General features: G+C 39.8%; 17 protein-coding genes. 13 read left to right on the forward strand and 4 right to left on the reverse strand.

Annotation, left to right across the window (positions count from 1 at the left end; genetic code table 11):
• The first annotated feature begins 520 nt into the window (after window positions 1-520).
• Genes QGN23_RS00590 through QGN23_RS00600 form a run of 3 tightly spaced genes read left to right on the forward strand, consistent with a single transcriptional unit; the run spans window position 521 to window position 7,401 of the window.
• The gene (locus tag QGN23_RS00590) at window positions 521-3,529 is read left to right on the forward strand and encodes a SusC/RagA family TonB-linked outer membrane protein (protein ID WP_282905115.1); all 3,009 of its coding nucleotides are present in this window, start codon (window positions 521-523) and stop codon (window positions 3,527-3,529) included.
• 4 nt (window positions 3,530-3,533) lie between these two features.
• Window positions 3,534-4,904 carry a RagB/SusD family nutrient uptake outer membrane protein gene (locus QGN23_RS00595; protein ID WP_282905116.1) on the forward strand — a complete coding sequence of 457 codons (1,371 nt, stop codon included), beginning with the start codon at window positions 3,534-3,536 and terminating at the stop codon, window positions 4,902-4,904.
• A complete protein-coding gene (locus tag QGN23_RS00600) occupies window positions 4,891-7,401 on the forward strand; it encodes an alpha/beta hydrolase family protein (protein WP_282905117.1) in 2,511 nt (836 codons plus the stop codon). Before QGN23_RS00595 ends, QGN23_RS00600 begins: the two co-directional genes overlap by 14 nt.
• Before the next feature lie 17 nt (window positions 7,402-7,418).
• Here the strand turns inward: QGN23_RS00600 and QGN23_RS00605 are convergent, their stop codons facing one another.
• Both QGN23_RS00605 and QGN23_RS00610 read right to left on the reverse strand, forming a co-directional pair.
• Entirely contained in the window at window positions 7,419-7,700 is a 282-nt protein-coding gene (locus QGN23_RS00605; protein ID WP_282905118.1) for a DUF6520 family protein, read from the reverse strand.
• A gap of 78 nt (window positions 7,701-7,778) precedes the next feature.
• Window positions 7,779-9,242, reverse strand: a complete 1,464-nt coding sequence (locus QGN23_RS00610) for a MauE/DoxX family redox-associated membrane protein (RefSeq protein WP_282905119.1) — start codon at window positions 9,240-9,242, stop codon at window positions 7,779-7,781.
• A 1,125-nt stretch (window positions 9,243-10,367) separates the two neighbouring features.
• On the opposite strand from QGN23_RS00610, the gene QGN23_RS00615 reads away from it, so the two are divergent.
• The 8 genes from QGN23_RS00615 to QGN23_RS00650 all read left to right on the forward strand — a co-directional run bounded on the left by QGN23_RS00615 (window position 10,368) and on the right by QGN23_RS00650 (window position 20,591).
• Window positions 10,368-10,511 (forward strand): hypothetical protein, encoded by a 144-nt coding sequence (locus QGN23_RS00615; RefSeq protein ID WP_282905120.1) that lies wholly within the window; start codon window positions 10,368-10,370, stop codon window positions 10,509-10,511.
• 152 nt (window positions 10,512-10,663) lie between these two features.
• On the forward strand, window positions 10,664-11,080 hold the full coding sequence (locus tag QGN23_RS00620) for a hypothetical protein (protein ID WP_282905121.1): 417 nt from the start codon (window positions 10,664-10,666) through the stop codon (window positions 11,078-11,080).
• Between the two features lie 1,804 nt (window positions 11,081-12,884).
• Complete coding sequence (locus QGN23_RS00625; protein WP_282905122.1) at window positions 12,885-14,570, forward strand: helix-turn-helix domain-containing protein; 1,686 nt, start codon at window positions 12,885-12,887, stop codon at window positions 14,568-14,570.
• Window positions 14,571-14,846: 276 nt separating this feature from the next.
• Window positions 14,847-15,674, forward strand: a complete 828-nt coding sequence (locus tag QGN23_RS00630) for a hypothetical protein (RefSeq protein WP_282905123.1) — start codon at window positions 14,847-14,849, stop codon at window positions 15,672-15,674.
• Window positions 15,675-15,835: 161 nt separating this feature from the next.
• A complete protein-coding gene (locus QGN23_RS00635; protein WP_282905124.1) occupies window positions 15,836-17,272 on the forward strand; it encodes a leucyl aminopeptidase family protein in 1,437 nt (478 codons plus the stop codon).
• A gap of 326 nt (window positions 17,273-17,598) precedes the next feature.
• Window positions 17,599-18,312, forward strand: coding sequence for a 3-ketoacyl-ACP reductase (locus QGN23_RS00640; RefSeq protein ID WP_282905125.1), 714 nt, complete (start codon window positions 17,599-17,601; stop codon window positions 18,310-18,312).
• A gap of 95 nt (window positions 18,313-18,407) precedes the next feature.
• Window positions 18,408-19,109, forward strand: a complete 702-nt coding sequence (locus QGN23_RS00645; RefSeq protein WP_282905126.1) for a glycerophosphodiester phosphodiesterase family protein — start codon at window positions 18,408-18,410, stop codon at window positions 19,107-19,109.
• 198 nt (window positions 19,110-19,307) lie between these two features.
• Window positions 19,308-20,591 (forward strand): alginate export family protein, encoded by a 1,284-nt coding sequence (locus QGN23_RS00650; RefSeq protein WP_282905127.1) that lies wholly within the window; start codon window positions 19,308-19,310, stop codon window positions 20,589-20,591.
• A 289-nt stretch (window positions 20,592-20,880) separates the two neighbouring features.
• Here the strand turns inward: QGN23_RS00650 and QGN23_RS00655 are convergent, their stop codons facing one another.
• Window positions 20,881-21,321 carry a PepSY-like domain-containing protein gene (locus QGN23_RS00655; RefSeq protein ID WP_282905128.1) on the reverse strand — a complete coding sequence of 147 codons (441 nt, stop codon included), beginning with the start codon at window positions 21,319-21,321 and terminating at the stop codon, window positions 20,881-20,883.
• Between the two features lie 609 nt (window positions 21,322-21,930).
• Between QGN23_RS00655 and QGN23_RS00660 the strand changes: the two genes are divergently transcribed.
• A complete protein-coding gene (locus QGN23_RS00660; RefSeq protein ID WP_262709552.1) occupies window positions 21,931-22,059 on the forward strand; it encodes a hypothetical protein in 129 nt (42 codons plus the stop codon).
• Window positions 22,060-22,088: 29 nt separating this feature from the next.
• Entirely contained in the window at window positions 22,089-23,189 is a 1,101-nt protein-coding gene (locus tag QGN23_RS00665; protein WP_282905129.1) for a Fic family protein, read from the forward strand.
• Window positions 23,190-23,379: 190 nt separating this feature from the next.
• Here the strand turns inward: QGN23_RS00665 and QGN23_RS00670 are convergent, their stop codons facing one another.
• On the reverse strand, window positions 23,380-26,436 hold the full coding sequence (locus tag QGN23_RS00670; protein ID WP_282905130.1) for an efflux RND transporter permease subunit: 3,057 nt from the start codon (window positions 26,434-26,436) through the stop codon (window positions 23,380-23,382).
• Between the last annotated feature and the right edge of the window lie 251 nt (window positions 26,437-26,687).

The raw sequence follows: 26,687 nt of genomic DNA on the forward strand, positions 1-26,687 counted from the left end.
TACAGAGTCTAGTTCTTGACTGACTTGAAAAACAAATTTACAAAAAAAAATAAATATTTTATTTGGAAATCAACACAGAATCTTCATGGATACTTCATGGATAGTTCATGAGGAGTTCATGAGAAGTATTTGAGTATTTCAAGAGTCAGGAACCAGAAATTAGAATGAAGAAAAAGGATGAATTAAACCTTTTGAATGCGCCATCCGCTTTTTAAACGGTGCAACGCCTGGTCTATCATCTTTTCTCTATTATCTATTATCTTTTCTCTTTTCTCTTGATAAAAAATAAGAGTCAGGAACCGGAAATCAGAAGTAAGAAAAAGAATGAACCTTTTGAATGCGCCATCAGCTTTTTAAACGGTGCAACGCCTGGTCTATCATCTTTTTTCTATTATCTTTTCTCTTTTCTCTATCATCTTAAAGAAAAAAAACGCCCTTTCCCTAAAGTTTGCAGACCCCACAGGAAAGAGCAATAACAATTATCAGTACAAAAATGAACTAACAATTAAAAAACAAAACTATGAAAAAAATCCTATCAACCATAGGACTTGTTTCCGGTTGTCTGGTGTTTTCTGCGATTCATTCGCAGGTCCAGGCACAAACCCGCACCGTCACGGGCACGGTGAACAACGGAGAAAAACCCATTAGTGGGGTAGTCATCACCCAAGAAGGCAGTAGCCAAATGACGACCACCACCGAAACCGGAACTTTCTCGCTCCAAATAGCAGGAGAAAATCCCATCCTTATTTTCCGGCATCCGGAGTACGGTGAAAGAAGAATCACCACCGATGGAAAGTCCACTTTTACGGTTGCTCTTACCGAAAAAGTAAAGTCGATTGAAGAAGTGGTGCTGAATGCGGGATACTACAATGTGAAGGCTAAAGAAAGTACGGGGAGTATTTCGAAAGTGAGCGCGAAGGATATTGAGAATCAGCCGGTGAACAATGTGCTTTCGGCCGTGCAAGGGAGAATGGCGGGGGTGAGCATTGTGCAGAATAGTGGAACGCCAGGTGGGGGATATGACGTGCAGATACGGGGAAGAAATAGTTTAAGAACAAACGCTATTGGAGGATATAATGCCAATACGCCTTTATACGTTATAGATGGTATACCAGTACCTGCAGGTAACGACTTCAAATTTGGGATGTCAGCAGCTATATTGCCGTCTCAGGAAACCAATCCATTAAATGTAATCAACCCGAACGATATTGAAAGTTTTGAGGTACTGAAAGACGCTGATGCTACAGCGATCTATGGATCCAGAGGAGCTAACGGTGTGGTACTGGTGACTACAAAGAAAGGGAAAAAGGGACGGACAGCTGTCTCGCTGAATGTTGCCCAGGGATTAGCAGATGTAGGCAAAATGCCTCAAATGATGAATACGGAACAGTATATCTCATTACGAAAACAGGCTTTTGCTAATGACGGTATTACCAAATACCCTGTGAATGCTTATGATATAAATGGAACCTGGGATATTAACAGATATACCGATTGGCAAAAGTACATGGTAGGCGGTTATGCGGAGCAGAACAGTACAAGGTTAAATATACAGGGAGGCACTGAAAGTACTCAGTTTTCCATTAATGCAGGACATGATGAGCAGGGAACGGTCTTTCCTGGTAATTATAAGTATAAAAGAAATACTGTAGGAGTAAACTTGTCCCACCAAAGCGCAGATAAAAAACTAAAACTCAATTTAAGTTCCTATTATACGACGCAAAATAACTTATTGCCACCTACAGATTTTTCCAGAGTCTATAGCTCTTTAACACCTAATGCTCCAGCATTGTATACCTCATTGGGAGTACTGAACTGGGAAAAGAGCACTTTTACCAATCCGATGGCTGCAGCTACGCAACGATACAAAAGTACTGCTAAGCAACTGATGGCTACTATTAATATAACCTACCAAATTGGAGAGGGGCTTGAGCTTAAACTAAATAGTGGATATACCGATGCGCAATCTAAGGAGAATCAGTTGTTTCCCAAAACTTTCTATGATCCCGCCAATAATATAGGAAGTGATAAATCAGCACTACGCTTGGGAAATACCTTACAAAACAGTTGGATATTGGAACCGCAGTTCAATTGGGATAAGAAATGGGGAGAGCATCATGTTCAGGCATTGGTAGGGGGAACTTTTCAGGAACAGACGGGTGAGGGTACAGCAATATATGCCTCCAACTTTCCATCGGATGAAATGATAGAGAATATTGGTTCTGCGGCCAATATCGTGGTGAGTAGTTCGGATAACTTCGTGTACAAATATATGTCTGTCTACGGAAGACTTAACTATCAATATAAAGGACGATATATTGTAAATGTGACGAGTAGAAGAGACGGGAGTAGTCGATTTGGGCCGAACAATAAATTTGGGAACTTTGGTGCCATAGGTGCGGCTTGGCTATTTGATGATGAAGTATTCTTGGAGGAAGTAAAATGGTTAAGTACGGGAAAATTGAGGGGCAGTTATGGTAGCGTTGGGAGTGACCTTATTGGAAACTATCAATATTATGATACCTACGAAAATACAGGAATTTCCTATGATGGTGTACCGGGTATGACGCCTAGTCGATTGTATAATCCCAATTTTAGCTGGGAGGTCACCCGTAAACTAGAGCTTGGTATAGATTTAGGTTTTTTTGAAGATAGACTAACAACTTCCGTAGGATGGTATCGAAATAGGTCGTCTAGCCAGTTGGTAGGTATTCCACTGCCTATGAGCACAGGTTTTAGTTCTATACAAGCGAATCTAAATGCCATTGTCGAAAATAGAGGTTGGGAGTTTACTTTGCAAAGTGAGAATGTGAAGAAAATAAACTTTAAATGGACGACTTCTCTTAATTTATCAATTCCAAAAAATACGCTGATAGATTTTCCTAACCTACGCGGTTCTACTTATGCGAATACCTTTGCAATAGGGCAATCTACCACTATGAAGAAGCTGTACCATTATCTAGGTGTGGATCCTATTACGGGAATATACCGTTTTGAAGATGTGAATGGTGATGGAAAACTAGATATTAATGATCGCACCGTAATAAAGAATATAGGAGTACAATGGTATGGCGGTTTACAAAATAGTCTGGACTATAAAAGTTGGAACCTGCAGTTGTTGATGCAAGTTTCCAAGCAGACGCGAGAGAATATATTGAGTAGTGTTGCTAATCTAGGAACAATGGGGAATTATCCTGCAATTTTTACCGACTATTGGACACCTGAACATACCGATGCCACCTATCAGCAGCCCACCTCTGGAAGTAAGAGTACACTGACAACGGCGAATGCTAATTTTAGATTAAGTGATGCTACTGTGGACGATTCCTACTATATCCGTGTAAAGAATGTAAGTGTAAAGTATCTTCTTCCTGAGTTGGGAAATAGCAAATTAAAAGCAAGTGTATATCTAGAGGGACAAAATCTTTGGACATGGACTAATTACAAAGGAACTGATCCTGAATTTAATACCCTTGGGTATACGCCGATGTTGCGGGTATGGTCTTTTGGTATCAACTTAAATTTTTAAAATCATGAAAAATATTATTGCAATACTTGGAATAGCGACCTTGTTGTCGGGCTGTTCCCAATTTCTAGAGGTAGATCTTCCCAATAACCAGTTAACCAAGGATTTGGTATTCCAAGATGCTTCCTTGGCTAGAGCCGCGATGGCAGGCGTTTATAGCTCATTCGATAGTAGTGGCTTTTTATCGGGAGCATCCTCAGGAGCGGCTGTTTTTCTAGGAGCATATGCTGATGAACTAATGAGTTATCAAGTGTCGGGAACTGATATCAGTAATTGTTATCAGTTATCAATCACGCCACAAGTGAACACCGCAAAGACCTTATGGTCTACCACGTATTCTCAGATCTACGCTATAAACAGCATTATAGAAGGTTTGGAAAAATCTCCTAGTGTAGATATAGCAACCAAAAATCAGTTGCATGGCGAAGGTCTTTTTCTGCGGGCTTTATTGCATGTTTATTTAACAGGGGTATATGGAGCTGTTCCATATGTAGATACTACAGATTACTTAATAAATTTATCAGTGGGCAAAATCTCTGAAGGTATGGTCTATGATAAAGCACAGGCAGATTTAGCGATAGCCGTAAACTTATTGCCAATTACTGCTAATGCAGGTGAACGTGTACGGCCGACTACGATTGCGACGTATGCACTCATGGCACGAATAGCTATGCTCCAGAAGGATTGGGGAAAGGTGGTCGCCAATGCCAGCAATGTAATTAATACGCCCGGATATCATATAGAAGCAGATTTGCAAAAAGTTTTTTTGAAAGGTTCTACTGGGACTTTATGGGCTCTTCGCCCCGCTACCGCACAAGCTAATACCGCCAATGGTAATGTACATGTGTTGGTAAGTGCACCACCGAAAATTATTTCTTTAGCATCGAACCTTGTCGCATCTTTTGAAACAAATGACCTCAGAAGACAATATTGGATAGGTGAAATAAAAGACAATAACCAGCAACGCTATTACTTTACCCACAAGTACAAGCAAAGAAGTGTGACCACCACATCCTTAGAATATTCAGTCCTGATGCGTCTGGAAGAAGTGTATTTGCTTCGTGCAGAAGCACTTGTCAACCTGCAGCGATATGACGAAGCAAGAAGTGATATTAATGCAATTAGATCTCGTGCAGGATTACCAGATATAACCAGCAATAACAAGAATGAATTATTGAATATTGTTTTAGCGGAACGTCGGCACGAGTTGTTTACAGAAATGGGACATCGCTTTTTTGATATGAAGCATTTTGGGGTATTGGATACTGAAATGGTAAAGAGCAAGGTGAATTGGCAGTCTAAATTTAGAGTTTTTCCATTGCCAGAAAGTGAACTGTTGATTAATCCCAATTTAAATCCGCAGAATGAAGGCTACTAAAATATTTTTTGCAGGCATCTTTTTAATGGCTTTGGTTTCCCTTAAAGCGCAGCCCAATGCACAGGACAGTGCATACCTTAAAAAAACACTGCATTATCAGAACTATTTTACCTCCCGCATTGTAGCGGTGAGTGCGGATTTAAATTATTTCGTAGTGAACCAGCGTAATGACTATGGGAAAAATGAATTTCTGCTCCGAGATATTCTAAAGAACACCTCTCAAAGTTTACCGTTAAGAAATGCTTATGACTTCATCGATAATCGATATCTCGTAGCATCTACTCAGAGTGAACAGGTGACTTTCGTGGACCTTAAAAAAGGTAAACATACAACGATAGAAGGAAATTTTTTCGTTCACCTCAGCAAGTTCACCAAGAAAGTGATTTTAACGGATCGAAAGAATGAAGCATTGAAGGTTTATAGCAACGATGGTAAGTTGCTGTTGCATTTGAATGGAATATTGGACACTGGCTTTGAAGATGATCATGGGTTACTATTGGCGAGGTCAAAAGATCAGTGCATCGTGGTGGATATGGCAAATATGCAACAGAAATCAATAGATATATCCTCTATTTTGCAAATGGGTATCAGCAAGGAAAGCGTTTATGCACTAGTTCAGAAGAACGATGACATACAGTTAGTGGAATGGGCATGGAAAATAAATAAAATAAAACGGAATACTTTGCGAATTTCCGTTCCTTATGAGGTATCTTCTAGATTAGGGAATGCATTGAAAGTAAGAGAAGGGAGGTATCTCGTTTTGAATCTGCATAAAAACTTCGATAAAAAGAAGGGTCTTGCTGACATTAATTACAGCAATCAACCCCTGCAGTATCCTCTTGCGCTGAAGCAGATGGCAATCTATGATTTGCAATCCCAAAAGTGGTCAAGGTTTCCTACAGTGAAGGACGAAGGTTTTGTTGCCGATTTTATTAGCGAAAAAGGCGATTTTGTACAATATAAATATTTTAATGATTATGTAGATACGCTGAGTAATCCCAAAAGAAACATCACCCTATTCTCCCCATACGGAATTAAAGTTTCTGAAACAAAGAATCCCTATGTGTATAAAATAAACAGGGTATATGATGGAAGTCAAGAAGTAATGCTTTTTTTTGAAGATGAAAAATGGCAGATACAGGATTTTTTGAAGAACAGAACATATGATGCTGATCTGCCCAAAGGGTTAAAATGGCATACGGAAATTTACGGAGAATTGTCTGATCAACCTATTACTGCAGCACTACGGACTTCAGTACCGGGAAAATATCTGATTACCGGTGAGCATGATCTTTTTCTTTTAGATCTTCATAGCAATGCCTCACAACAAATTACCTTTGGTAGCAGAGAAGGATTGCAGTATCAGGTGGTCACAGATTTAGGGCCAGAGAAACGAGAAGTTATCAATCTGGAAAAGGATATATTGGTGACCTTCTTTAATAAGAAAAATTACAGAAGTGGTCTTGCATATCTAAAAAGCAAGGGCAAACCAGTAGTCATTACGGAAGGGAAATTTAGAATCAACAAAGTATTTCAGCGCAATGAGGATTTGTTATTTTCTACTGAATTTTACAATCAGCCTACCCAAATTTATAAGTACAGCAAAAGAAAATTAGAGGAAGTTGGTCAGGCTCAAAAAGACAATTCAGAAGCACTGACTTTAAAAGTGAAAATTTTCGAATATATGTCGCGTGGAAAGAAGTTGGAGGCAGCACTGCTGTATCCAAAGAACTATAATCCCACTGAAAAGTATCCTATGATTGTAAATGTTTACGAAAATATGGCACGGGAAGCGCTGCGTTATGAAATTCCGTCTTTGGAAAATAGTGCGGGTTTTAATAACAGGCATTTTGTAGAGCAGGGTTATTTTGTATTACTGCCACAGATTGATCAAGAGGTGGGAAATTTGGGGCAGTCACTGACCAAATCAATGGAAAATGTCGTGGAGTTAACATTGCGGAAAGCCAATATCAATAATGAAAAGGTGGCAGTTCGGGGTACTTCTTTTGGCGGTTATGGGGCAACGTATTTAATGGGAAGTTCGAAATTATTCCGCACTGCAATTGCAGGAGTTGCCCCGGTTGATTTGGCGAGAGCAGCCTTAACAATCCGTAAAATGGATGGTATGCCCGATTTTGACAGGACTGCACAGCAACAGTTTGTGATTAATGCCAATGTATTTACAGATTGGAAAAAGTATCTGGAAAATTCTCCGATCTACAAATTACCCAATGTGACCCAACCAATTTTGCTGTGGGGTGGTAAAGAAGACACGAATGTTGCACCGGAACAGCCCATGTCTTATTTTCTGGGATTAAAAAGATTGGGGAAAGATGGAATTTTCCTGAGATATCCTGATGAAGGACATGTTCTAGGTAATAAAGAAAACAAAACCGATCTCACCTTGAAATCCTGGCAATGGCTGGATTATTATTTGAAAGATAAGGCACCTGCAGATTGGATGCTACCAATGTTAATGAAAGAGGCTCCCGAGTAAGGAGCCTTTTTTAATGATTAATTACTTTTTTTGAACAATACAGCGTTACAAGTACTTAAATCCCCAGGTGAATTAAGACCGTAAGCTTGTTGTCCGGATGGTGTGTCATCAATTGTACACACCTCATCAGATTCAAAAGTGGAACACATATTTGCCTCCTCACATTCCTGCAATGCATGATTGTAGATATAACCTTGTCTATCGACAAGTTTACTGGCGTCTTTTTTCGCATTTTGAGTTGCGAAAGCACTTCCTGCTCCGATCAATACCACGAAGGCAGGTAAAATTAAATTTTTCATAATAATAAATTGATAAAGTTTTTGCCTACTCTTTTTTACAGGTTTTCGACTTCTCCTGCTTCTGTTGGCCTACAGAAGTCACCGCATGCGCTGGTATCTTATGAGCTGATTTCCGCTGAGGATATAAAAATGTTTTGCGGTCACCAGCATGCTTCTCATTTTGTTTGGTCCGTCATGATGTACATAAAAACTGTAACGATAGGTAGCTGTCGGGTAGTGGTATACATCTACAACTTTTGCCTGCTGCCACATTTTTGCTGACTCATGCCTGCCTCGGAGGTTCGCTTCATTAAAAAGTAACCCGCCGTAAGCGGCCTGATCCTGATTAACTTTGAGGGGAGGGGCGTTCATTTTGATCCTGCCATCTTTCAGGGTATTGAGCTTTAGTTGCGCTTTGGTAATGGTGTCTATGGTTTTTCCCTGTCCTGTAAAACGGAGCTGATCATCCAAAACTCTGTATTCATTCCGATAGAAATAAGTGTAAATTACATTCTGTTTTACAGGATCTGTTACAAAATTGCCATCGGTGTCGAAGATTCCATCGATCTGCTTCTCCAGAAAAGTCGTGTTAAATCGAAACTTAACATCAGGCTCTGTTTCTAACAAACCCATAATAGTTTCTCTGGTCTTCGTACTTTGTCCCCTGAAAATATAATGTTTAGGTTTTATCATTACTATCGTGGAGAAATAAGCCTTTTGATGCATTGCTAATTGTGCATTCACATCTGGAAATTCACCTTCGAAAACGGCAGGTACATGACCATCAGCAAGACTGAAATAAGGATATTGCACTTGTAATTTGAGTTCTTGGAAAGGTAAAGATGCGTCACTGATTTTTAAGGTGTCTAATATCAGTTTGTCAAACGACGGATATACCTTACCCATAATAAGTGGTGCGACTTTGTTTCCGAGAAAAATTGTGTCACCATGCTGTCCTGCAAAATAGAAAGAATTAACTTCGAGATTTAATTTTTGAGGAAAATCAATAGGATGAGGTAAAAACCTCCTCGTAAAATTATTCTCTTTTTTCATGATGTATTCAGAAGAAAGAAAGAGGGCGACCATGCTGCCTGCAGACAGTATGGCTGTAAATGCCAGCTCTGCTGCAGTCCGGGACCAGCGGTACGCCCGTTCTTTCCCAATGAAAAATACACCGGTGAGTGCCAAAAGGACACAGACCATATTAAAAACCAAATGCTGTTGCCAGCTCATTTTTTCAAGAATCCCGCCACAGGAGCAGGGCACAAAATCACTATAGTTAAGGATGAGGTAGATGTAAACCGTAAAAGCTACCATGATTGCAAAAGACGCAAACAATCCCCAAAGACGCGTAAGATGGAAGCAGAGCAAACCGGCAATCACCAGTTCCAGAATGATGACCGCGTAAGAAATAAATCCCGCATAAGCACTCAGCAATGGCGATTGCGCCAGCTGCACCTGGAAGTTTTCAAAGTCGAGCATTTTACTTGCCGAAGCATAAATAAAAAGCAGGACAAAAAAGAAACTTACAATAATCGGGAAGAATTTTCTTAAAGTTTTCATGACCGTATAATTTGCGTGATCCATTCTGTACGGATCCATCTGATCCGAATGCTGATTCAAATGTATAGCGGTCGATCATTGAAAAACAAGAGGGTGGGCGGCTTATTCCCAATGTCTGACGGCTTATTCGCAAACTGACCCGCTGCATCGCCGTCTCCTAAAGACGGGCAAATATTCCGGGTTTTGATAAAAAAAGTGAGAATAAGCCGGAACTGCGTTGCGGCTTAAACACACCAAAGCGGCTTATTCCCAACATCCCCTTTACTGATGGGCGCTGGCTGCCTGTTTAGAAATGTGCGGTTTAAGCCGCAACAGGAGCAACTGAAGACTTCCTGCAACAAAAATTTCTCCTAAAATGACTCCCAAAATCAAAAAACATTAAAATGCCAATTTTTACATCTGGAAAAAAAATAACCTAGTCACAGGTTTAACCAAAACCACTTTCTCAAAAATAGCCCCTTAGGAGATTAATAAGAATAACCACCCTCCTTGAGTGGATAATGACTTAGGAGATTTTTGCGTTAAGAAAAATCAAATTTCTTTGCCCAAACTATTACTTCGGCTTTGTTCAGCATAAAAATGAGAGCTTATTTGGCCTTTAAATAAACCTTCAATTAAAAAGTGAAATTATATCGACTTAGGAGATTTTTGCGTTAAGAAAAATGAAGATTTCTTCTCATCCAACTCTTTAAACACGCATAACGCCTAAAAATCCCCTTTGTCTGAAGCGCGGCCATCATCTCGGTTTCGAAGCGGTACTTTGTTTCCGCGCGAGTCTCGTCTTAGGGACGAGATAAATTTCGGGGAAACCTAACGAAGTGGTTCGACGACCACAGGGAGTCAATTTCTTGGAAGAAATCTTCATTTTTTAGCGAAAAGATCCAGTCTTGACTTTTTTGTTACTTTTTGTGTCAAGACAAAAAGTAAAAAGAATATTTTAGAATCCACCCTCAGGCTGATCGCCGATTCCTATCCTCAAAAACTTTGTCAAAGTTTTAATTTAACGGGTTTAGAGAGGGTTCTTCGAGCTGAAGTGAAGAAAAGTCTCTTGGATTTGTCCTAAATATTAAAAGTTTTGTTATTTTCATTTTAAATAATATCTTTGTATTATAAATTCATAAAATTATGAGTACAAGGACTTTATCAAAAGGCGAAAAACTAAATTGGAAACCATTATCTACAGTAGTTTCTGTAAAAATTTCGGCTAAAAATCTAAAGGGCAGAAAAGTTGTAGCGTCTGCGGTGAGTCCTAAAAGAGTTGTTCATTAATCCTCTTCCCGAAATTGTACGGGCTTATATTCATACAAAAAGATAAATGTAAAGATGGTTCCGCCCATCTTTTTACGTATATATACAAATTCTATTGCGAAGAAACCAGATTACATTATATTATAAGAGCGGAATACCATTTAGAAAATGTAATGGCATTGAAATTCTACTGTAAAAAAGACAGAGGAAGCCAATATAAATACAACAAAATCATTAATAAAGGCAATTTCACATCTGTAATTAGAATTCTTGATACCTGTACTTCCCTGATTCTTATTTTGCTGGAGCAACATCCCAATTGCAGTTTTGGATTATGTTCATCAAGATCTATTGATTTTTCGAACCCTAAAAAACTGACTGAGAATCTGGAAAATAACCAGAGATTTCGGGTCTATTCGAAATTTATTCAGGACAGAATTGGAAATATAACTTTCACCCATTTAGAATATCCTTTTATAAGCTCTTATCTTTTGATTAATAACAGTGTTGCCGATATTCGTAAAAAAGAAGAAGATATCGTAAAAATGTTTGAGAGAACCTATAATTCGATACCTGATATTGGGGATTAACATCATGTTTGTTTTATTCATGTGAGTTCAAATGAGACTTACAGACATAAGACTTAGAGATATGAGATGATAGATTTTAAAGTCAAAACTTGAGTAGCCAATTAACTCATTGCTCAATTAAAAACCTGATGCTTCATTTTCTTAACTGAAAATGGCTCACAGATTCCACGGATTCCACAGATCCGCCAGTTCCATTAAAAACAAGAAAAGGAATGAGGCAAAAAAAATGAGGTCTTGAAATCGAAGATTCAATTAAAAAGGGAAATTCTATCGACTTAGGAGATTTTTCAACGAAACTAAGATGTAAAAACGAAATTAAAATGACTTAGGAGATTTTTGCGTTAAGAAAAATTGAGATTTCTTCCCATCCAGTTTTTAAACGAACATACCACCTAAAAATCCCGTTTGTCCGAAGCACGGCCATAATCTCGGTTTCACAGCGATATTTTGTTCCCGTGCAAGTCTCGTCTTAGGGACGAGATAAATTTCGGGGAAACCTAACGAAGTGGTTCGACGACCACAGGGAGTCAATTTCTTGGAAGAAATTTTCATTTTTTAGCAAACCGACGAAGGAGGTTCGCCGATTCCATCAAAAACATAAAAAGGAATGAGGCAAAAAGATCCAGTCTTGACTTTTTTGTTACTTTTTGTGTCAAGACAAAAAGTAAAAAGAATAGAGGAAAATTAAATTCATTTTTCCAAGCCTTACTTCCGTTTCGCTCAGCATAAAAAGGAGTGAATTTAATTTTTCAACAAACCTTCAATTATAAAACGAAATTCTATCGACTTAGGAGATTTTTGCGTTAAGAAAAATGAAGATTTCTTCCCATCCACGTTTTTAAAAGAACATACCGTCTAAAAATCCCCTTTGTCCGAAGCGCGGCCATCATCTCGGTTTCGAAGCGGTACTTTGTTTCCGCGCGAGTTCGGGGATTTTCTTGGAAGAAATCTTCATTTTTTAACAAAAAGATCCAGTCTTGACTTTTTTGTTACTTTTTGTGTCAAGACAAAAAGTAAAAAGAATAGAGGAAAATTAAATTCATTTTTCCAAGCCTTACTTCCGTTTCGCTCAGCATAAAAAGGAGTGAATTTAATTTTTCAACAAACCTTCAATTATAAAACGAAATTCTATCGACTTAGGAGATTTTTGCGTTAAGAAAAATGAAGATTTCTTCCCATCCAGTTTTTAAACGAACATACCACCTAAAAATCCCCTTTGTCCGAAGCACGGCAATAATCTCGTTTCACAGCGATATTTTGTTCCCGTGCAAGTTTGGGGATTTTCTTGGAAGAAATCTTCATTTTTTAGCAAAAAGATCCAGTCTTGACTTTTTTGTTACTTTTTGTGTCAAGACAAAAAGTAACAATAATCCCCACTGTTCGATGGCGGCAAATAACTTCAATCGATAACAAATCTTGTTTCCGCCCGAGTCTCGTCTTAGGGACGAGATAAATTTCGGGGAAACCTAACGAAGTGGTTCGACGACCACAGGGAGTCAATTTCTAAGAAGAAATCTTCATTTTTTAGCGAAAAGATCCAGTCTTGATTTTTTTGTTATTTTTTGTGTCAAGACAAAAAGTAAAAAGAATATTTTAGAATCAACCCTCAGGCTGATCGCCGATTCCTATCTTCAAAAACTTTGTCAAAGTATCCTGTTACCGCCTTAGAAACTTTGAAAAGTGAGCGCGTAATCCAGCTTACAGCACCCTTTGCACACAATTCCCTCATAATATCATCATTCACTTGCGCCATATCATAAAAAAACTTAATTTTGATAAAATATTCCTATAAAATGAAGCTAACATGCTTTCGCTCAGACTGTTTATATTACTCCTGCTCTTCACTGCGGAACCCTTCGTTGCGCAGTGCGAGGACAATGTAACCTATCAGCAGATCCGAAAGCAGTATCAGCAGATGGAGCACGGTGATCCGGCGGCAATTCCCTTTATAGGACTCCTGATCACGCTGACAAAAGAGGAAAAGAATTCTGCGCAGCTTACCTATGCCTATCTTGATGCCCTGAAATTTCACCCCACCGTACCCTTAAAGCTGAAGTATGCCGACAGTGCCATCGCCATTGCGCACCGCAGCGGCCGCAGTGATCTGATTGGCGAGGCCTATATGAGCAGAGGAATTGTGACGTACGCTCATTACAGAAACTACCAGGCTGCAATGGAGGATTACCTGAAAGCGGCAGATTATGCCAAAATCAGCGGTGATCCTTATCTTCAGTACAGGCTGCTGTATCAATTTGGGGTCGTGAAGGGTTACATGGGTTTGCATCAGGAGGCTACCGACAATCTTAAAAGGTGTGCTGCTTTTTTCAGGAAAGAACTTCACAAGGAGCAGCCAGGTCAACGGCTGCAACACCTTCGCAAAAATTATTATGACAGTCTGCACGAGCTCGTGAACATCTACCAGCAAACGGATAAGGATGCGAGCGCGGACCGCCTCATTGAAGCAGTGCTCAAGGAAATTCCTGAAGGCCGTGATTTCGCGGTGATCAGAAGCTGCTTTTTAAAATCCAGAGGTATTTCTGAATACAACAAAGGAAATTATAAGGCAAGTATTGGGGAACTCGACCTTGCGTTGCCGGAACTGATCAAAGCAAAAGATTTTGCCTGGGTGTCCGTAATTTATTATTACAAAGGCAATAACGCTGTGATGCAAAACCGTAAAGATGAAGGGGTGAGCTATTTTAAAAAGATGGATTCGGTTTTTCAGCGCCACCATTTTATATTTCCTGAACTGCAGCACGGCTACCATTACCTTATCCGTGAAGCCGGTCAAAGGTTAAACTTCCGCGATCTTACTTCTTATATGGATGCATTAAGAGCGGCTGAAACGGTGAACCACGAAGACTGGCATCACCTGTACGCACGGTTCCGATTGGCCAGCATCACGGATGATCATCAAAATACTGCTGACCGGTATCGGACAGTCCTTTTTGGCGTTATATTTATTTCACTTATTTTGGCAGGCTACCTTCTTGATGATTATCTGGAAAAACCGCCGGTCGTACTCTTGGCAGGTGGCATCCTCAGCACGGAAAATTTGGAAACGGAACCTAAAGCACCAAAGAGAACACCTGCCCTGACCCCAGAAATCCGCCAAACCATCCGGAATAACCTCCGGAAATTTGAAGAAGACAAAGCGTTTTTAGCACCGAACCTTAGCCTTAAAAAGGTGGCACAGGAGGCAGGCGTCAATGCCAATTATCTGTCGCGGTATCTTAACAGCGAAAAAGGAATGAGTGTCAGCCGCTATCTCGCAGAGTTGCGCATTGCCTATATTGCCGGGATGATGGCTGAAGATCCTGCAGTAGCGAATCGGTCGGCTGAACAGTTGTGTGCTTTATGTGGAATTGCCTCGCCTTCGAACATGCGGCATCTTTTTTACATCATTTATGGCATGCCGCTGTCGCAGTACCAGAAGCAGTGCCGAGAGAAGTTTGCCGGAGAAATGGGCGGGAATGAGGGTGCTTCCTGAAACCCGCTGGCATTCCTTCAAGGGGTTTGCAACTGTATTTAAAATGACAGCGGTTCGTTACCTCTTTGAAGTGCTTTAATAACAATCTCTTATGTATTTATTGAGGGGGCGTTTAGCTCATGTTAAGTAGCAAAATCACCTGATCATTCCAGTCACCTGCGAAAGTTTTCGTAAATTTCGCTGCATTAAATGGAGGTTTTAAAAAATCGCTTTCAAGGGTCTTTTATTAATTCCAGTTTAACTGCACTTCAATTTTAACCAACAAATTCTGCTATAATGATCGATAAAAACTTTTACCTCGAAAACCTTTCTGCTTTTGATATTCTCATCGAAGATGAGGACCGTAAACAGGCAGAAGCAGTTATTTTTCGTGTTTTCAGCATGCTGCAACGGGATAAAATCTGGCTCCGCGACGTCGCCACGGAAGAGGAGATCTTTGAAGAAGACGCTGAGTTTTTGGAAGAGGTGGAAGAAGAACTCAGGGAACTCGATGAAAAGTATGAATTCCGTTTCGATGAATTTTACAAATTGGTTCAGCAGGAGATGAAAAAAATCCAGTCAAAGTCAAACGCAGATCCTAAAGAGGATCATTCAGACCGAGACGGAGATGATGAAGAGGATGACAGTTTGTTTTCCGGAGAAGAAGACGGTTTTGAAGATGATGAAGATCTCTACGATGAGTATGAAGATGAGGATGAGGATAAAGATGATGAGGATGAATTCAGTCATCTCTCTGATGAAGAGCTGGATCTGATAGAAGATTTTATTCTTGCAAGTGCAAAAACAAGATTCAATTTTCCGCAGTTTGTCCAGGATTTCCCGGAGGGAGATGCAATTTTTGTCGAAGGGGAATTTCTATTACCCCTCATCGCCGGAAAAGCCTTCGGTGAAACCGATACCGAAATTGCCGGAAAAATGCTTTCGTCTTTCATGATGCTGGGTTATCAGATAGAAATGAATGAACTCCTCCAAATGATTCAGGAGAAAGGAAAAGAACTGGGAGCGGAGATTTTAGCCTTTAAAATTGCAGCCGATTCCCTGCAGCAGGGTGCCCATCCGAGAGATATCGTTCGGCAGCTCGAGCAGTTATCAGGCAGATTATAGTGGTTGGAGGGAAGAGCTTCTCAGTCGGTAAAGTAATTTTCCGGCCGGGACATGCCCGGAACGTGCGCTGTAGATTCTTCACCGGCAGTTCATGAACTGGAATCACGAAAATGGTGACCAATCACTTCACCACCTTTAAAAAATAAAAAATAAAATAAAAAATGACAGAACATTATTTAAATGCAACGTTAGTATCGTACGCTAAAAAAGATCATCTTGCTGCGGAAAGCAGTCCGGTACACCTTATTGTCAGTCAAACTGATGAGGTGTCAAATCAATATCCAAAATCGGTTGCTGAATCGGTTAACGACGCCTTTGAAAAAAAGAAGAACAAAGTAATCATCACTAACGGCGAGGTACAGCAATTCCTGATTACGCTCCCAAAGACCGATCTGGAAAGTCTAAGACTTGCAGGCGCTTCAGTCTTTCAGGCCTTGAAAGAGGTGAACAGCAAAGAGGTGAATATTGATGAGGTTAGCGGTTTGACTGAACTTCAACGGTTTGCTTTTTTAGAGGGTTTGCTTTTGAGCAGTTACAGTTTTTCTAAATATAAAAAAGAAAAAACAGCTTTTGAGATTAAAATTTCCTGTTCTTCGCACTTTATCGATAAAAAGTCGCTGACCGAATTACAGAAAATTGCAGAAGCCATATCATTAACCAAAACCATGGTGAATGAACCGCCTCAGTTTATGGATGCGCTGAGATTCTCCGAATACGCCACAGAAGCGGGCAAGAAATTTGGTTTTCAAACCGAAATACTGGGGAAAGAAGAAATCGCAAAATTGGGCATGGGCGGAATTCTGGCCGTCAACAGAGGATCTTCTGTACCTCCTACCTTCACTGTTTTTCATTACAAGCCGGAAAATGCGGTGAATGAGAAACCTTTGGTTTTAGTAGGAAAAGGAGTAACGTTTGATACCGGTGGATATTCCATCAAGGTGGGCGGCAATATGACCTCCATGAAATCGGATATGGCTGGTGGTGCCGCAGTTTTGGGAATTATTTCTGCCGCTGCCGCGAATAAATTACCGTACCGGATCATCGGTTTGGTTCCGGCAACCGACAATAAAATCTCTTCTGACGCTTTGGTCGTCGATGATATCATCACCATGATGGACGGCACCACCGTAGAAGTACAGAATACCGATGCCGAAGGACGCTTGGTTTTGGCCGATGCGCTAACCTATGCAAAACGTTTCAATCCTGAATTGGTCGTTGATATGGCAACATTGACCGGCGCTTCTGTCGCCATCACCGGCTCATTCGGAATTGCAATGGCAGGGAATAACCAGGATTTCATGGAACAATTGAAAGTGTCCGGGGAAGAGACTTACGAAAGACTGATCCAGCTGCCGTTCTGGACAGAATTCGAAGAACTGCTGAAATCGGATATCGCCGATTTGAAAAATATTGGAGGACCCATCGGTGGCGCGACAACCGCCGGAAAATTCCTCGAACATTTCACCGATTACCCATGGATCCATTTGGATATCGCCGGAGCATCGTTCGTCAATGACGCAAAAGGCTACCGACAAAGTGGTGGTACCGGAGTTGCTGTACGGTTATTGTATCAGTTTATTAAAACAAAATGTCAGTAAGAATTAAACGATGGTAATTGCTCATTAAATTTTTTTTAAACCACGGAGGCACAAAGATATTATTCTTAAAAGCATTCAAAAAAAATCACAGCGAGGTAAGTTGATTTTAAGCAATTGCTGAGTGAAATCAAAGATTAGAGAAAATATTACGGTTACCTTTGCTAAGTGTAACGCCTTTGCGCCCGTAATTTCAGGTAGCACTGAAGGATAAAACTTAGCGTCTTTGCGTTAAAAAAAGCAGTGTGCTTATAAATATTTAATCAATATAAATCATTCAACCGGAAACAAACAAAATTGTATTCTGCACGAATTTAAAAATAACTAAAATGAATTTAAAAGGAAAAAACGCCATCGTTACAGGTGGTGGGAGAGGTCTCGGAAAAGCGGTGGCTTTAATATTGGCGAAAGAAGGAGTGAATATCGGTATTACCGGTAGAAATGAAGAAAATCTTAAAGCAACAGTTGAAGAATTGAAAGGCTTAGGCGTTCAGGCTGCTTATGCAATATTCAGCATGGATGAAGAAACTGCCGTACAGGCAGGTATTGCGGCCTTGGCAAAAGATCTGGGCGGTGTTGATATTCTCATCAACAATGCTGGAATCGGGAACTTCGGAAGCATTGCAGAAATGCCTTCTGAAACTTGGGAACAGGTCATTAAGACCAACCTTTTCGGCGTGTATTATGCAGCAAAAGCGGTGTATCCGTTCCTGAAAGAAAAAGGCGCGGGCGATATTGTGAATGTAGCATCAACTGCAGGCTTGAAAGGCGGACCGAATATGTCGGCGTACGCTGCGTCGAAAGCTGCGGTCGTTTCTTTATCACAATCGATGATGGCAGAATGGAGAAAACAGAATATCCGCGTAATTACTTTGACGCCAAGTACCATCGCCTCCGATATGTCGATTCAGGGCGGGCTGACCGACGGAAATCCAGAAACGGTTTTGCAGCCTGAAGATTTCGCAGAATGGGTTCGTGATATTTTAAAGATGAACAGAAGAGCTTTAATTGCTAACGGTTCTATTTTTTCTACGAATCCTTAATTTGAGTTCTTTAATTTATTAGTAAAGAGTTTCCGTAGTGTACAACAAAAGTGGGTTTTGCCCGCTTTTGTTTTTTAGTATTAAATTTGTTCCGCATGCAGACACAAACTCAGATTATCGCACACCGGGGATTCTGGCAGACAGAACCTCCAACTTCTGAAAATTCCCTTCAATCCTTAGAAAATGCGCGGGGATTAAATATTTATGGGACAGAGTTCGACGTTCGGATGTCAAAAGACGGAGTGCTGATTATCTATCATGATGAACATTACGACTCGCTGGAAATTTCAGAAACCAATTTTGCAGATTTGGAGAAACTGAAATTAAAAAATGGGGAGAACATTCCAACATTAAAGGATTTTTTAGAGAAAGGTAAAAACAATCCATCCCTAAAACTAGTCATCGAACTGAAACCGATCAGTTCCGGACTCCGGGAAAATGAGTTGGTACAGAAAGCCGTTCAGCTGGTTAAAACTTTTCAAATGGAATCGCAGTGCGAATTTATTTCATTCAGTCTGAATATTTGTGAACAGCTAAAAAAAGAGGAACCAACTTTTAAAGTAAAATACCTGAACGGAGACCTTTCGCCTTTAGAAATTAAACAAAGAGGTTTTGACGGTTTCAGTTATCATTATTCAGTTTTTATTACAAATCCAGGCTGGATTTCGCAGGCTAAAATGTTGGGATTAATAACGAATTCATGGACGGTCAATGATACTGCAGTATTTGAAAAACTAAAAATGCAGGGAATTGATTTTGTTACGACTGACATTCCCAATCAGTTGCTCCATAAGTAAAACCGAAAGGGTTAGCGCCGGTTTAGAATTTGTTTTCGGCTAATGTTCTCTGTTTTATGCTGAAAAAATGACTTTTCGCAGGATTTCAGTTTTTCTGGTGGTATTCACGAAACAGTTTCCCGCTTTATAATTAATTTCGCATCAGTTTAAATAAGACTTTTTTGTCTTAATAAAAATCCAACCTTGAAAATCATCATCATGAAGAAACAGATTTTTACATTTTGTGCCTTGTCCTTTTTTACGTTTTCAGCAAAAGCTCAGACCGACAGTCTGAAAATTAATATGGATTTCCGAACCCGCGCTGAACTCGATAATGGCTATAAAACTTTAATCCCGGAAAATAAAAAACCCGAAACCAATGTTTTTTCAAGAGCACGACTGGGCGTGGATTATTACTGGAAGGATCTGGAACTCTTTATTTCCCTGCAGGATGCCAGGGTTTGGGGCGAAGTTTCCTCGACCAACCAGCGCAGCGGAACCCTGAATGTGAATGAGGCCTGGGCAAAATATCAGTTCACTAAAAACACTGGATTAAAGGTTGGCCGCCAAATTCTTTCTTACGATGACGAAAGACTGCTTGGCGCTTTGGACTGGCAGATGCAGGGTCGGAGTTTTGATGCTGCGAAAGGAGTTTTCCGCCTCAGTCCGCAATCGAAACTGGAAGCGGTGGTGACCTATAACAATGACGATAACGATGCGAACGATCTGCCGGACAGAGAATTGTACAGCATATTGGATTCCGGTGAAAGAACGAAATCGATACAGATTCTTCATTATCAGTATCTGTGGCCGAAAGCAAGTCTTTCCTTTATCGGTCTCAATAATGTCGTTCAGCATCTGAACGGTACGCATTACGATATGTTGACCGTCGGAATGAATGCTAAAAAATACTTCGGAAACGTTGGTTTCTTTGGTTCTGCTTATTGGCAGACCGGTAAAAATACTTTGGCACAAAGCAAAAATGCTTATCAGTTTTCAGCAAACGTCGATTTTATTCTGACTCAAAATGCCAATATTATTCTGGGTACCGAATGGCTTTCAGGATCGGATTATAATGGAGATGTTTCCAAAAATAATTCGTTCAGCCCGCTGTACGGAACAAATCATAAGTTTAACGGTTTCATGGATTATTTTTACGTCGGCAATCATTTCAACAGCGTAGGCTTGAAGGATTTTTATCTAAAATCTCATTTCAAGTTCAATCCAAAAGCTTCCCTGGCTTTCGATCTTCATGCGTTTGCCGGCAATGCGGAATTGGGATATGATGTGGCGAATAATAAAGAATACTCCCGGTATTTAGGAACAGAAGGTGATGTGGTCTTTACGTACAAAGTCGCCAGTATTTTCACCATGCAACTGGGGCACTCTCAAATGTTTGCGACCGACGGGATGAAATATCTTAAAAACGTTGCAAATCCCGCATCAATGCAAAGCTGGACCTGGTTGGGTCTTAATTTTATGACAAGGTTTAAAGTGAAATAGGTTTTTTCACGGATAACTGCTTTTCACCGGCAGGTCAAATGCATTAAAATTACACTGTTTTTTTAAAGGAATCTCAGATCCAATTCATCAATATAAATTGTGAAATAATTTTGAATTCATTGAAATATAACCAGTTGTATTCCTTCAATAAACGAAGTACGTTTGTTTTTCTTTAAAACTGATGAAGTTTTAAATCCCTTTTGTTTTTGACGTATTTTATCTGAAATTTCCTTTACCGGATGATAAAATAAAAGGCAATCCCGGTACAGAATTGCCTTTAAGAATAATTTTAGTCTTTTTCAACCACTAATTTCTGGAAATTTCCATTGTGGTCAAACAAAAGGTCGCCCGCTTTTACCTCGGCTTCATAAACTATAGAACCGTCAGCTTTTACAATTTTTGCCGCTTCTTTTATTTTACCATATTTTTTTGCCGCGACATAAGAGATGATGTTTTTCGGTAATTCGCTGATTTTCAAAGAAGTTTCGGTTTCTTCTTTCATGCCTTTTGGATTGTAAGTGGCAGAAGTTTCCTTACCGTTCAGTTTAAATTCTGCTTCATACGTTCCGTGTTCATCATCCCATTTTACTTTTTTCACCTGCGGGAAATCTTTTTTAAAGGCGTTCTTCACCACTACCGGTACTTCACCGCCTTTATTCATTTGTTGTGCAGTGATGGTTCCTGCGCCAAGTGCTAAAATAAATGACAGTATTACGATTGGCTTTTTCATTTTGTAAATATTTTTATTTTTCGGACTGAATGTATTTCAATCTTTCCTACAAAAGTGCCCCGCCAATCTGTAGAGAATCTGATTTTTTATCTCCTTATAAAAAGTTTAACATTTAATTAATATCCGACATTTTTTTACTTATACTAAGAATTGTTTAACCACGAAGTCACAAAGTTATTCTTCCTTTTTTTTAGTTTTTTAAAATTTCTGTTGAAAAGTCAATGAAGATTTGCGCATTATAATTTCCGGTGGAAAACTTAATTTTCTTAACTTCTTAATTGATTCTTAATGGTTCAATTTCCAATGATAGTTTTAGATTTTTAACCATTGTGCTTCCTGTTTTTTAGTTTTTTAAAATTTCTGCTGAAAAGTCAATGAAGATTTGCGCATTTATAATTTCCGGTGGAAAACTTAATTTTCTTAACTCCTTAATTGATTCTTAACGGTTTAATTTCCAATGATAGTTTTAGATTTTCAACCACACAAGTCACAAAGTTATTCTTCCTTCTTTTTAGTTTTTTAAAATTTCTGTTGAAAAGTCAATGAAGATTTGCGCATTATAATTTCCGGTGGAAAACTTAATTTTCTTAGCTCCTTAATTGATTCTTAATGGTTCAATTTCTGCTGCCGCGCGATTCTATCGCGTGGTTACAGAATATCCTTATCGCCTTTCCTTACAGCTCCATCCACGGTGCGGTGATTAAACTCCATAATCACCGCAAAATATACGGAGATTAATCACTATATTTACAGCATAATCCTTAACGATGGCAGTATATATCCACCAATTGAAGCAATGGCCCCACTTTTCTTGGCAGCCTGATGAGCTGATCAACCTGCTGGCAGAAGTCCGTTACCTGCAGGGTAAACTCCTGGGGAAAGTAGAACTCTTGGGCTTCGAACTCAGAAACGAAGCGAACCTGGAAACCCTGATCCAGGATGTAGTAAAATCATCAGAAATTGAAGGGGAACTCCTTAATCCTGAACTCGTGCGTTCCTCCATTGCAGTTCATCTGGGTTTGGATTACAAAGGAAAAGAAAACAAAGACCGGCATATTGATGGAATCGTTGAAATGATGTTGGATGCAACACAGAATAACGATAAATCACTAACTGACGAGCGTTTGTTTGGCTGGCATTCCGCATTATTTCCCGCCGGAAGAAGCGGCATGTATAAAATTGAAGTAGCGAAATGGAGGACAGGGGAGATGCAGGTAGTTTCCGGAGTGATGGGCAAAGAAAAAATACACTTTGAAGCTCCGAGAGCTAATCTGCTGGAAAGTGAAATGCTGAATTTCCTCACGTGGTTCAATGAGGAGCAGAAGATGGATGACCTGTTAAAAGCGGGCGTAGCCCATTTCTGGTTCGTCACGATACACCCTTTCGATGACGGAAATGGTAGAATAGCACGCGCAATTGCAGATATGCAGCTTTCCAGAGCAGATCGGGTAAACCAGCGCTTTTACAGCATGTCAACCCAGATCAATGCTGATAAAAAATCATATTATCAAATCCTGGAGAAATCCCAGAAGAGCAGTCTGGATATTACGCAGTGGCTGGTTTGGTTTCTGAACTGCCTCAAAGAGGCCATTATAAATTCAGACGGAATCATCAGCAAAGTCATCACAAAGCATGATTTTATGGTGAAAAACAGTCCCGCCATCACCAATGACCGTCAGCATTTGGTCATCACCAAACTGTTGGATGGTTTTGAAGGAAATCTCACCACTTCCAAATATGCCAAACTGACAAAAAGCTCATCCGATACCGCCCTCCGCGACATTACGGACTTAATTGAAAAAGGCATCCTCCTCAAATCCGGTTCCGGCGGACGCAGTACCCACTACCGGTTGAATACGAAGGAATAAAATCACCGCTCGGCGACAGCAATTAAAATGCAAAAGAGAGGTATCTATGTATTTACAGCGTTTTTTGATTTCTTGTACCTGTGTTGAACCTCAGTGAGGAAAGAAAGTAAGGAAAGCAGCTATTTTAGGAAGTTTATCTGCTTAGTATTTATTTTTAATTTTCTTCACTTCTTAATTGATTTTTGACGGTTCAATTGCTCTCTGTTTCTGCGTTTTTAGCTGAAGATTTTTCTTTAAAATTTAATTGATTTAAAAGCGTCGGAAAAACGATTAACAGTAAAGGCAACGCAATTGAAAAACCTCCAATAACCGCAATTGCCAACGGTTGGTGCATTTGTGCTCCGGTTCCAATTCCCAAAGCCAAAGGCATTAAGGCGATAATGGCCCCTAAAGCCGTCATTAATTTTGGACGTAATCTCGTACTGATGGCGTAAATCAGAGCATCTTCTTTGGATTTTTTCTCTAAAGTTTCTTCAAACTGCAGATAAGTGAAAATGGCATTTTCTCCGATAATTCCGACCATCATGATCAATCCGGTATAACTGCCGACATTCAGCGGTGTTCCGGTTATAAATAATAAAATAAAACTCCCCGAAATTCCTAAAACTGAAACCAACAATATTAAGAAAGCAACTTTTAAATTTCTGAAAAGAAACAAAATGGTCGTAAAAACGAGCAAGCAGGAAACGAACAAAATCAAAAGCAATTCACTGAAAGATTTTTGCTGTTCTGCGTAAGCGCCGCCGTAAGAAATACTGTAACCCGTCGGCAGTTTGATGTTTTTGTTGATTTCTGTTTGAATTTTTTTAATCGTTCCGCCCAAATCACCATTATCCAAACGTGCTGTTACCACGCCCATATTCTGCAAATCTTCGCGTTCTACTTCCGCCGTGCCTTCCAAAATAGAGACTTCTGCAAATTCTTTCAGCGGTTTCAGTTGTCCGTTGGGTAATGAAATCATGCTGTTTTGGATTTCCTGAAGTGACGCGTTTGATTGAGTATTATACAGAATCCGGATCGGCGTGAACTGATTTTTATCAAATAAATCGCCGACCGTATTTCCGCTTAAAATCGTCTGTGTCTGGTATTGAAAATTCTGAGGCGAAATCTGATATTGCGCTAAAACAGGAAAATTCGGGGTAATCTGAATCGAAGGTCCTGCAATGATAATTCCGTCAAAAACATCGGCTGTTCCTGGGATTTTTCCCACAATTTTCGAAATTTGCTGCGAATATTTCTGAAGGGTAGGAACATCATTCCCGAAAATTTTGATCTCAATCGGTTGCGCGCTGCTCATTAAATCGCCGAGCATATCGGTAATAACCTGGCCGAAATCAACGGTCAATGGTAAACCCGTGGCTTCAATTTTACTTCGGAGATCGTCTGTAACTTCTGCTGTCGTTTGGGTTCTGTCTTTTTTTAGATTAATTAAATAATCGCCGCGGTTGGGTTCGGTAATGAAAAATCCCATTTGCGTTCCGGTTCTTCGGCTGTAGGCTTCCACCTGTGGATTGGCCTTAATTATTTTTTCCACTTCCCGAAGCTCGCGGTCGGTTTCCTCCAAAGAAGTTCCGGGTGGCGAATTGTAGTCCAGTATAATACTTCCTTCGTCCATATCGGGTAAAAATCCGGTGGAAATATTCGGAATAATGAAGGCCGTAATTACAACCAAAACCGCCATAAACACGTATGAAAAAACTGGTTTCCGGATGAAAAAGCCTACCCATTTTCTTTCTTTTACTTCGTGATGAACTTCTTTTTTTTTGGGTTTTCCTTTTTTAGATAAAAACAAATAAATCACGGGCAATAAAAGCCAGGTGACGAAAAATGAACTCACCAAGGTAATGATCATGGTATTCGTCATGACTTTGAAATAAGCACCGGCAACGCCACTCATCAGCATAAAAGGCAGAAAAATAACAATCGTACTCAATGAAGAACCCACCATGGCTTTCAATAAATAATTGACGGCTTTTTGGACTAAAGTGGTACTGTTTTCCTCCGGAAATTCTTCGTGTGTACGGTGAATTTGTTCTACAATGACAATCGCATCATCGATGATTAGACCAATTGCCGCCGCAATTGCGCCTAAAGTCATAATATTAAAAGTCGCACCGGTCGCATATAAAATAACCAGCGTTAAACAAATCGTCACTGGAATGGTGATCAAAATGGTGGCACTTGCTTTCCAGGATTTTAAAAATAAAATGGCGACGATAATAGCGAGCAAAAGTCCGATCCAAAGCGCATCTGTGACACTTTTGATGGAACTATTTACAAAATCGGCCTGCACGTAATAAGGTTTTATCACCACTTCTTTGGGCAAAGTTTTCTGTAATTCGGCAATTTTCGCTTCCATCGCTGCAGAAACCTCTACCACATTGGCATTGGGTTGTTGGATGACCGCAATCAAAATACTTTCGGTTCCGTTGGCGTTGACTTTGATAAATTGCTTGGCGGTGTGAACTTCAATTTTAGCAATATCTTTAAAATAGATCGCTCTGTTTCCATCATTTTTTAAGACCACATTCTGCAGATCTTCAAGACTTCGGATTTGGGAATTGGTCAGCGTTAAATACAGAAAATTATAATCGGAAGAAAAGCCGTTGGACTTGATGAAGTTGGTTTCATTCAGTGCAGTTTCAATGTCTTTTGGATTCAAACCCAATCTCGTCATTTTTCCCTGGTCGAGAATGGCCCAGAATTCTTTGTCCTGTCCGCCGATAATTCTAATGTCGCTCACGCCGTCAACCTGCGACAGAAAGGGTTTTATGGTATAAAGTGCCAATTGTTTCAGCGCAATGGGCGAAATCGAAGAAGCATTCAAAGAATAGCCCATCACCGGTAAAATGGCCGGATTCATTTTTTCTACGGTGATATTGATGTTGGGCGGAAGTTGATTTTTAATCTCATTAATTTTTGCCTCAATTTGCTGTTGGCTCAGGTCGATATTAGCATTCCAGTCCATAAAGGCGGAAATTTCACAGCTTCCTCTGCTTGTGGTACTTTTCAGCAGGTGCAGATCGGGAATTTGTTTGACTGCGTTTTCCAAAGGCCGCGTCACCGCAACGGTCATTTGGTCAACCGGCTGTTCACCGGCTTCTGCAATGATTTTTATTTTCGGAAAAGTAATCTGCGGAAACAGGGAGGATTTTATTTTGGTATAGGAAAAAACGCCGCCTAAAATAAAAAGCAGAATCATCACCAAAAGCGGATTTTTATATCTTACAAAAAAAGAGTTTTTCATTTTAAACTGATTAGTTTTACAAATTCTTTCACCACAAAAGTCACATAAGCTTCATTTTTTAAAGATTAAATTTTTACTTTTTAAAGACCAAAAAGCTTCTGCTAAGTTTTTTCATTCCGAAGATATCAACCACAAAAGTCACAAAAGATACATTCTTAAAGTACTGTTTTATTGCTTTTTAAAGACCACTTCATCTTTAATTTTGTGAACTTAAAAACATAATGCTTTTAATTTTACCTTTTGTGACTTTT

It is taken from the genome of Chryseobacterium gotjawalense (genome assembly GCF_030012525.1).
Lineage (GTDB): Bacteria > Bacteroidota > Bacteroidia > Flavobacteriales > Weeksellaceae > Kaistella > Kaistella gotjawalense.

Bases quoted from the DNA above. Each gene is read 5' to 3' on its own strand.
- QGN23_RS00590 (WP_282905115.1), top strand. From the start codon at position 521: ATGAAAAAAATCCTATCAACCATAGGACTTGTTTCCGGTTGTCTGGTG.
- QGN23_RS00595 (WP_282905116.1), top strand. From the start codon at position 3,534: ATGAAAAATATTATTGCAATACTTGGAATAGCGACCTTGTTGTCGGGC.
- QGN23_RS00600 (WP_282905117.1), top strand. From the start codon at position 4,891: ATGAAGGCTACTAAAATATTTTTTGCAGGCATCTTTTTAATGGCTTTG.
- QGN23_RS00605 (WP_282905118.1), bottom strand. From the start codon at position 7,700: ATGAAAAATTTAATTTTACCTGCCTTCGTGGTATTGATCGGAGCAGGA.
- QGN23_RS00610 (WP_282905119.1), bottom strand. From the start codon at position 9,242: ATGAAAACTTTAAGAAAATTCTTCCCGATTATTGTAAGTTTCTTTTTT.
- QGN23_RS00615 (WP_282905120.1), top strand. From the start codon at position 10,368: ATGAGTACAAGGACTTTATCAAAAGGCGAAAAACTAAATTGGAAACCA.
- QGN23_RS00620 (WP_282905121.1), top strand. From the start codon at position 10,664: ATGGCATTGAAATTCTACTGTAAAAAAGACAGAGGAAGCCAATATAAA.
- QGN23_RS00625 (WP_282905122.1), top strand. From the start codon at position 12,885: ATGCTTTCGCTCAGACTGTTTATATTACTCCTGCTCTTCACTGCGGAA.
- QGN23_RS00630 (WP_282905123.1), top strand. From the start codon at position 14,847: ATGATCGATAAAAACTTTTACCTCGAAAACCTTTCTGCTTTTGATATT.
- QGN23_RS00635 (WP_282905124.1), top strand. From the start codon at position 15,836: ATGACAGAACATTATTTAAATGCAACGTTAGTATCGTACGCTAAAAAA.
- QGN23_RS00640 (WP_282905125.1), top strand. From the start codon at position 17,599: ATGAATTTAAAAGGAAAAAACGCCATCGTTACAGGTGGTGGGAGAGGT.
- QGN23_RS00645 (WP_282905126.1), top strand. From the start codon at position 18,408: ATGCAGACACAAACTCAGATTATCGCACACCGGGGATTCTGGCAGACA.
- QGN23_RS00650 (WP_282905127.1), top strand. From the start codon at position 19,308: ATGAAGAAACAGATTTTTACATTTTGTGCCTTGTCCTTTTTTACGTTT.
- QGN23_RS00655 (WP_282905128.1), bottom strand. From the start codon at position 21,321: ATGAAAAAGCCAATCGTAATACTGTCATTTATTTTAGCACTTGGCGCA.
- QGN23_RS00660 (WP_262709552.1), top strand. From the start codon at position 21,931: ATGGTTCAATTTCTGCTGCCGCGCGATTCTATCGCGTGGTTACAGAAT.
- QGN23_RS00665 (WP_282905129.1), top strand. From the start codon at position 22,089: ATGGCAGTATATATCCACCAATTGAAGCAATGGCCCCACTTTTCTTGG.
- QGN23_RS00670 (WP_282905130.1), bottom strand. From the start codon at position 26,436: ATGAAAAACTCTTTTTTTGTAAGATATAAAAATCCGCTTTTGGTGATG.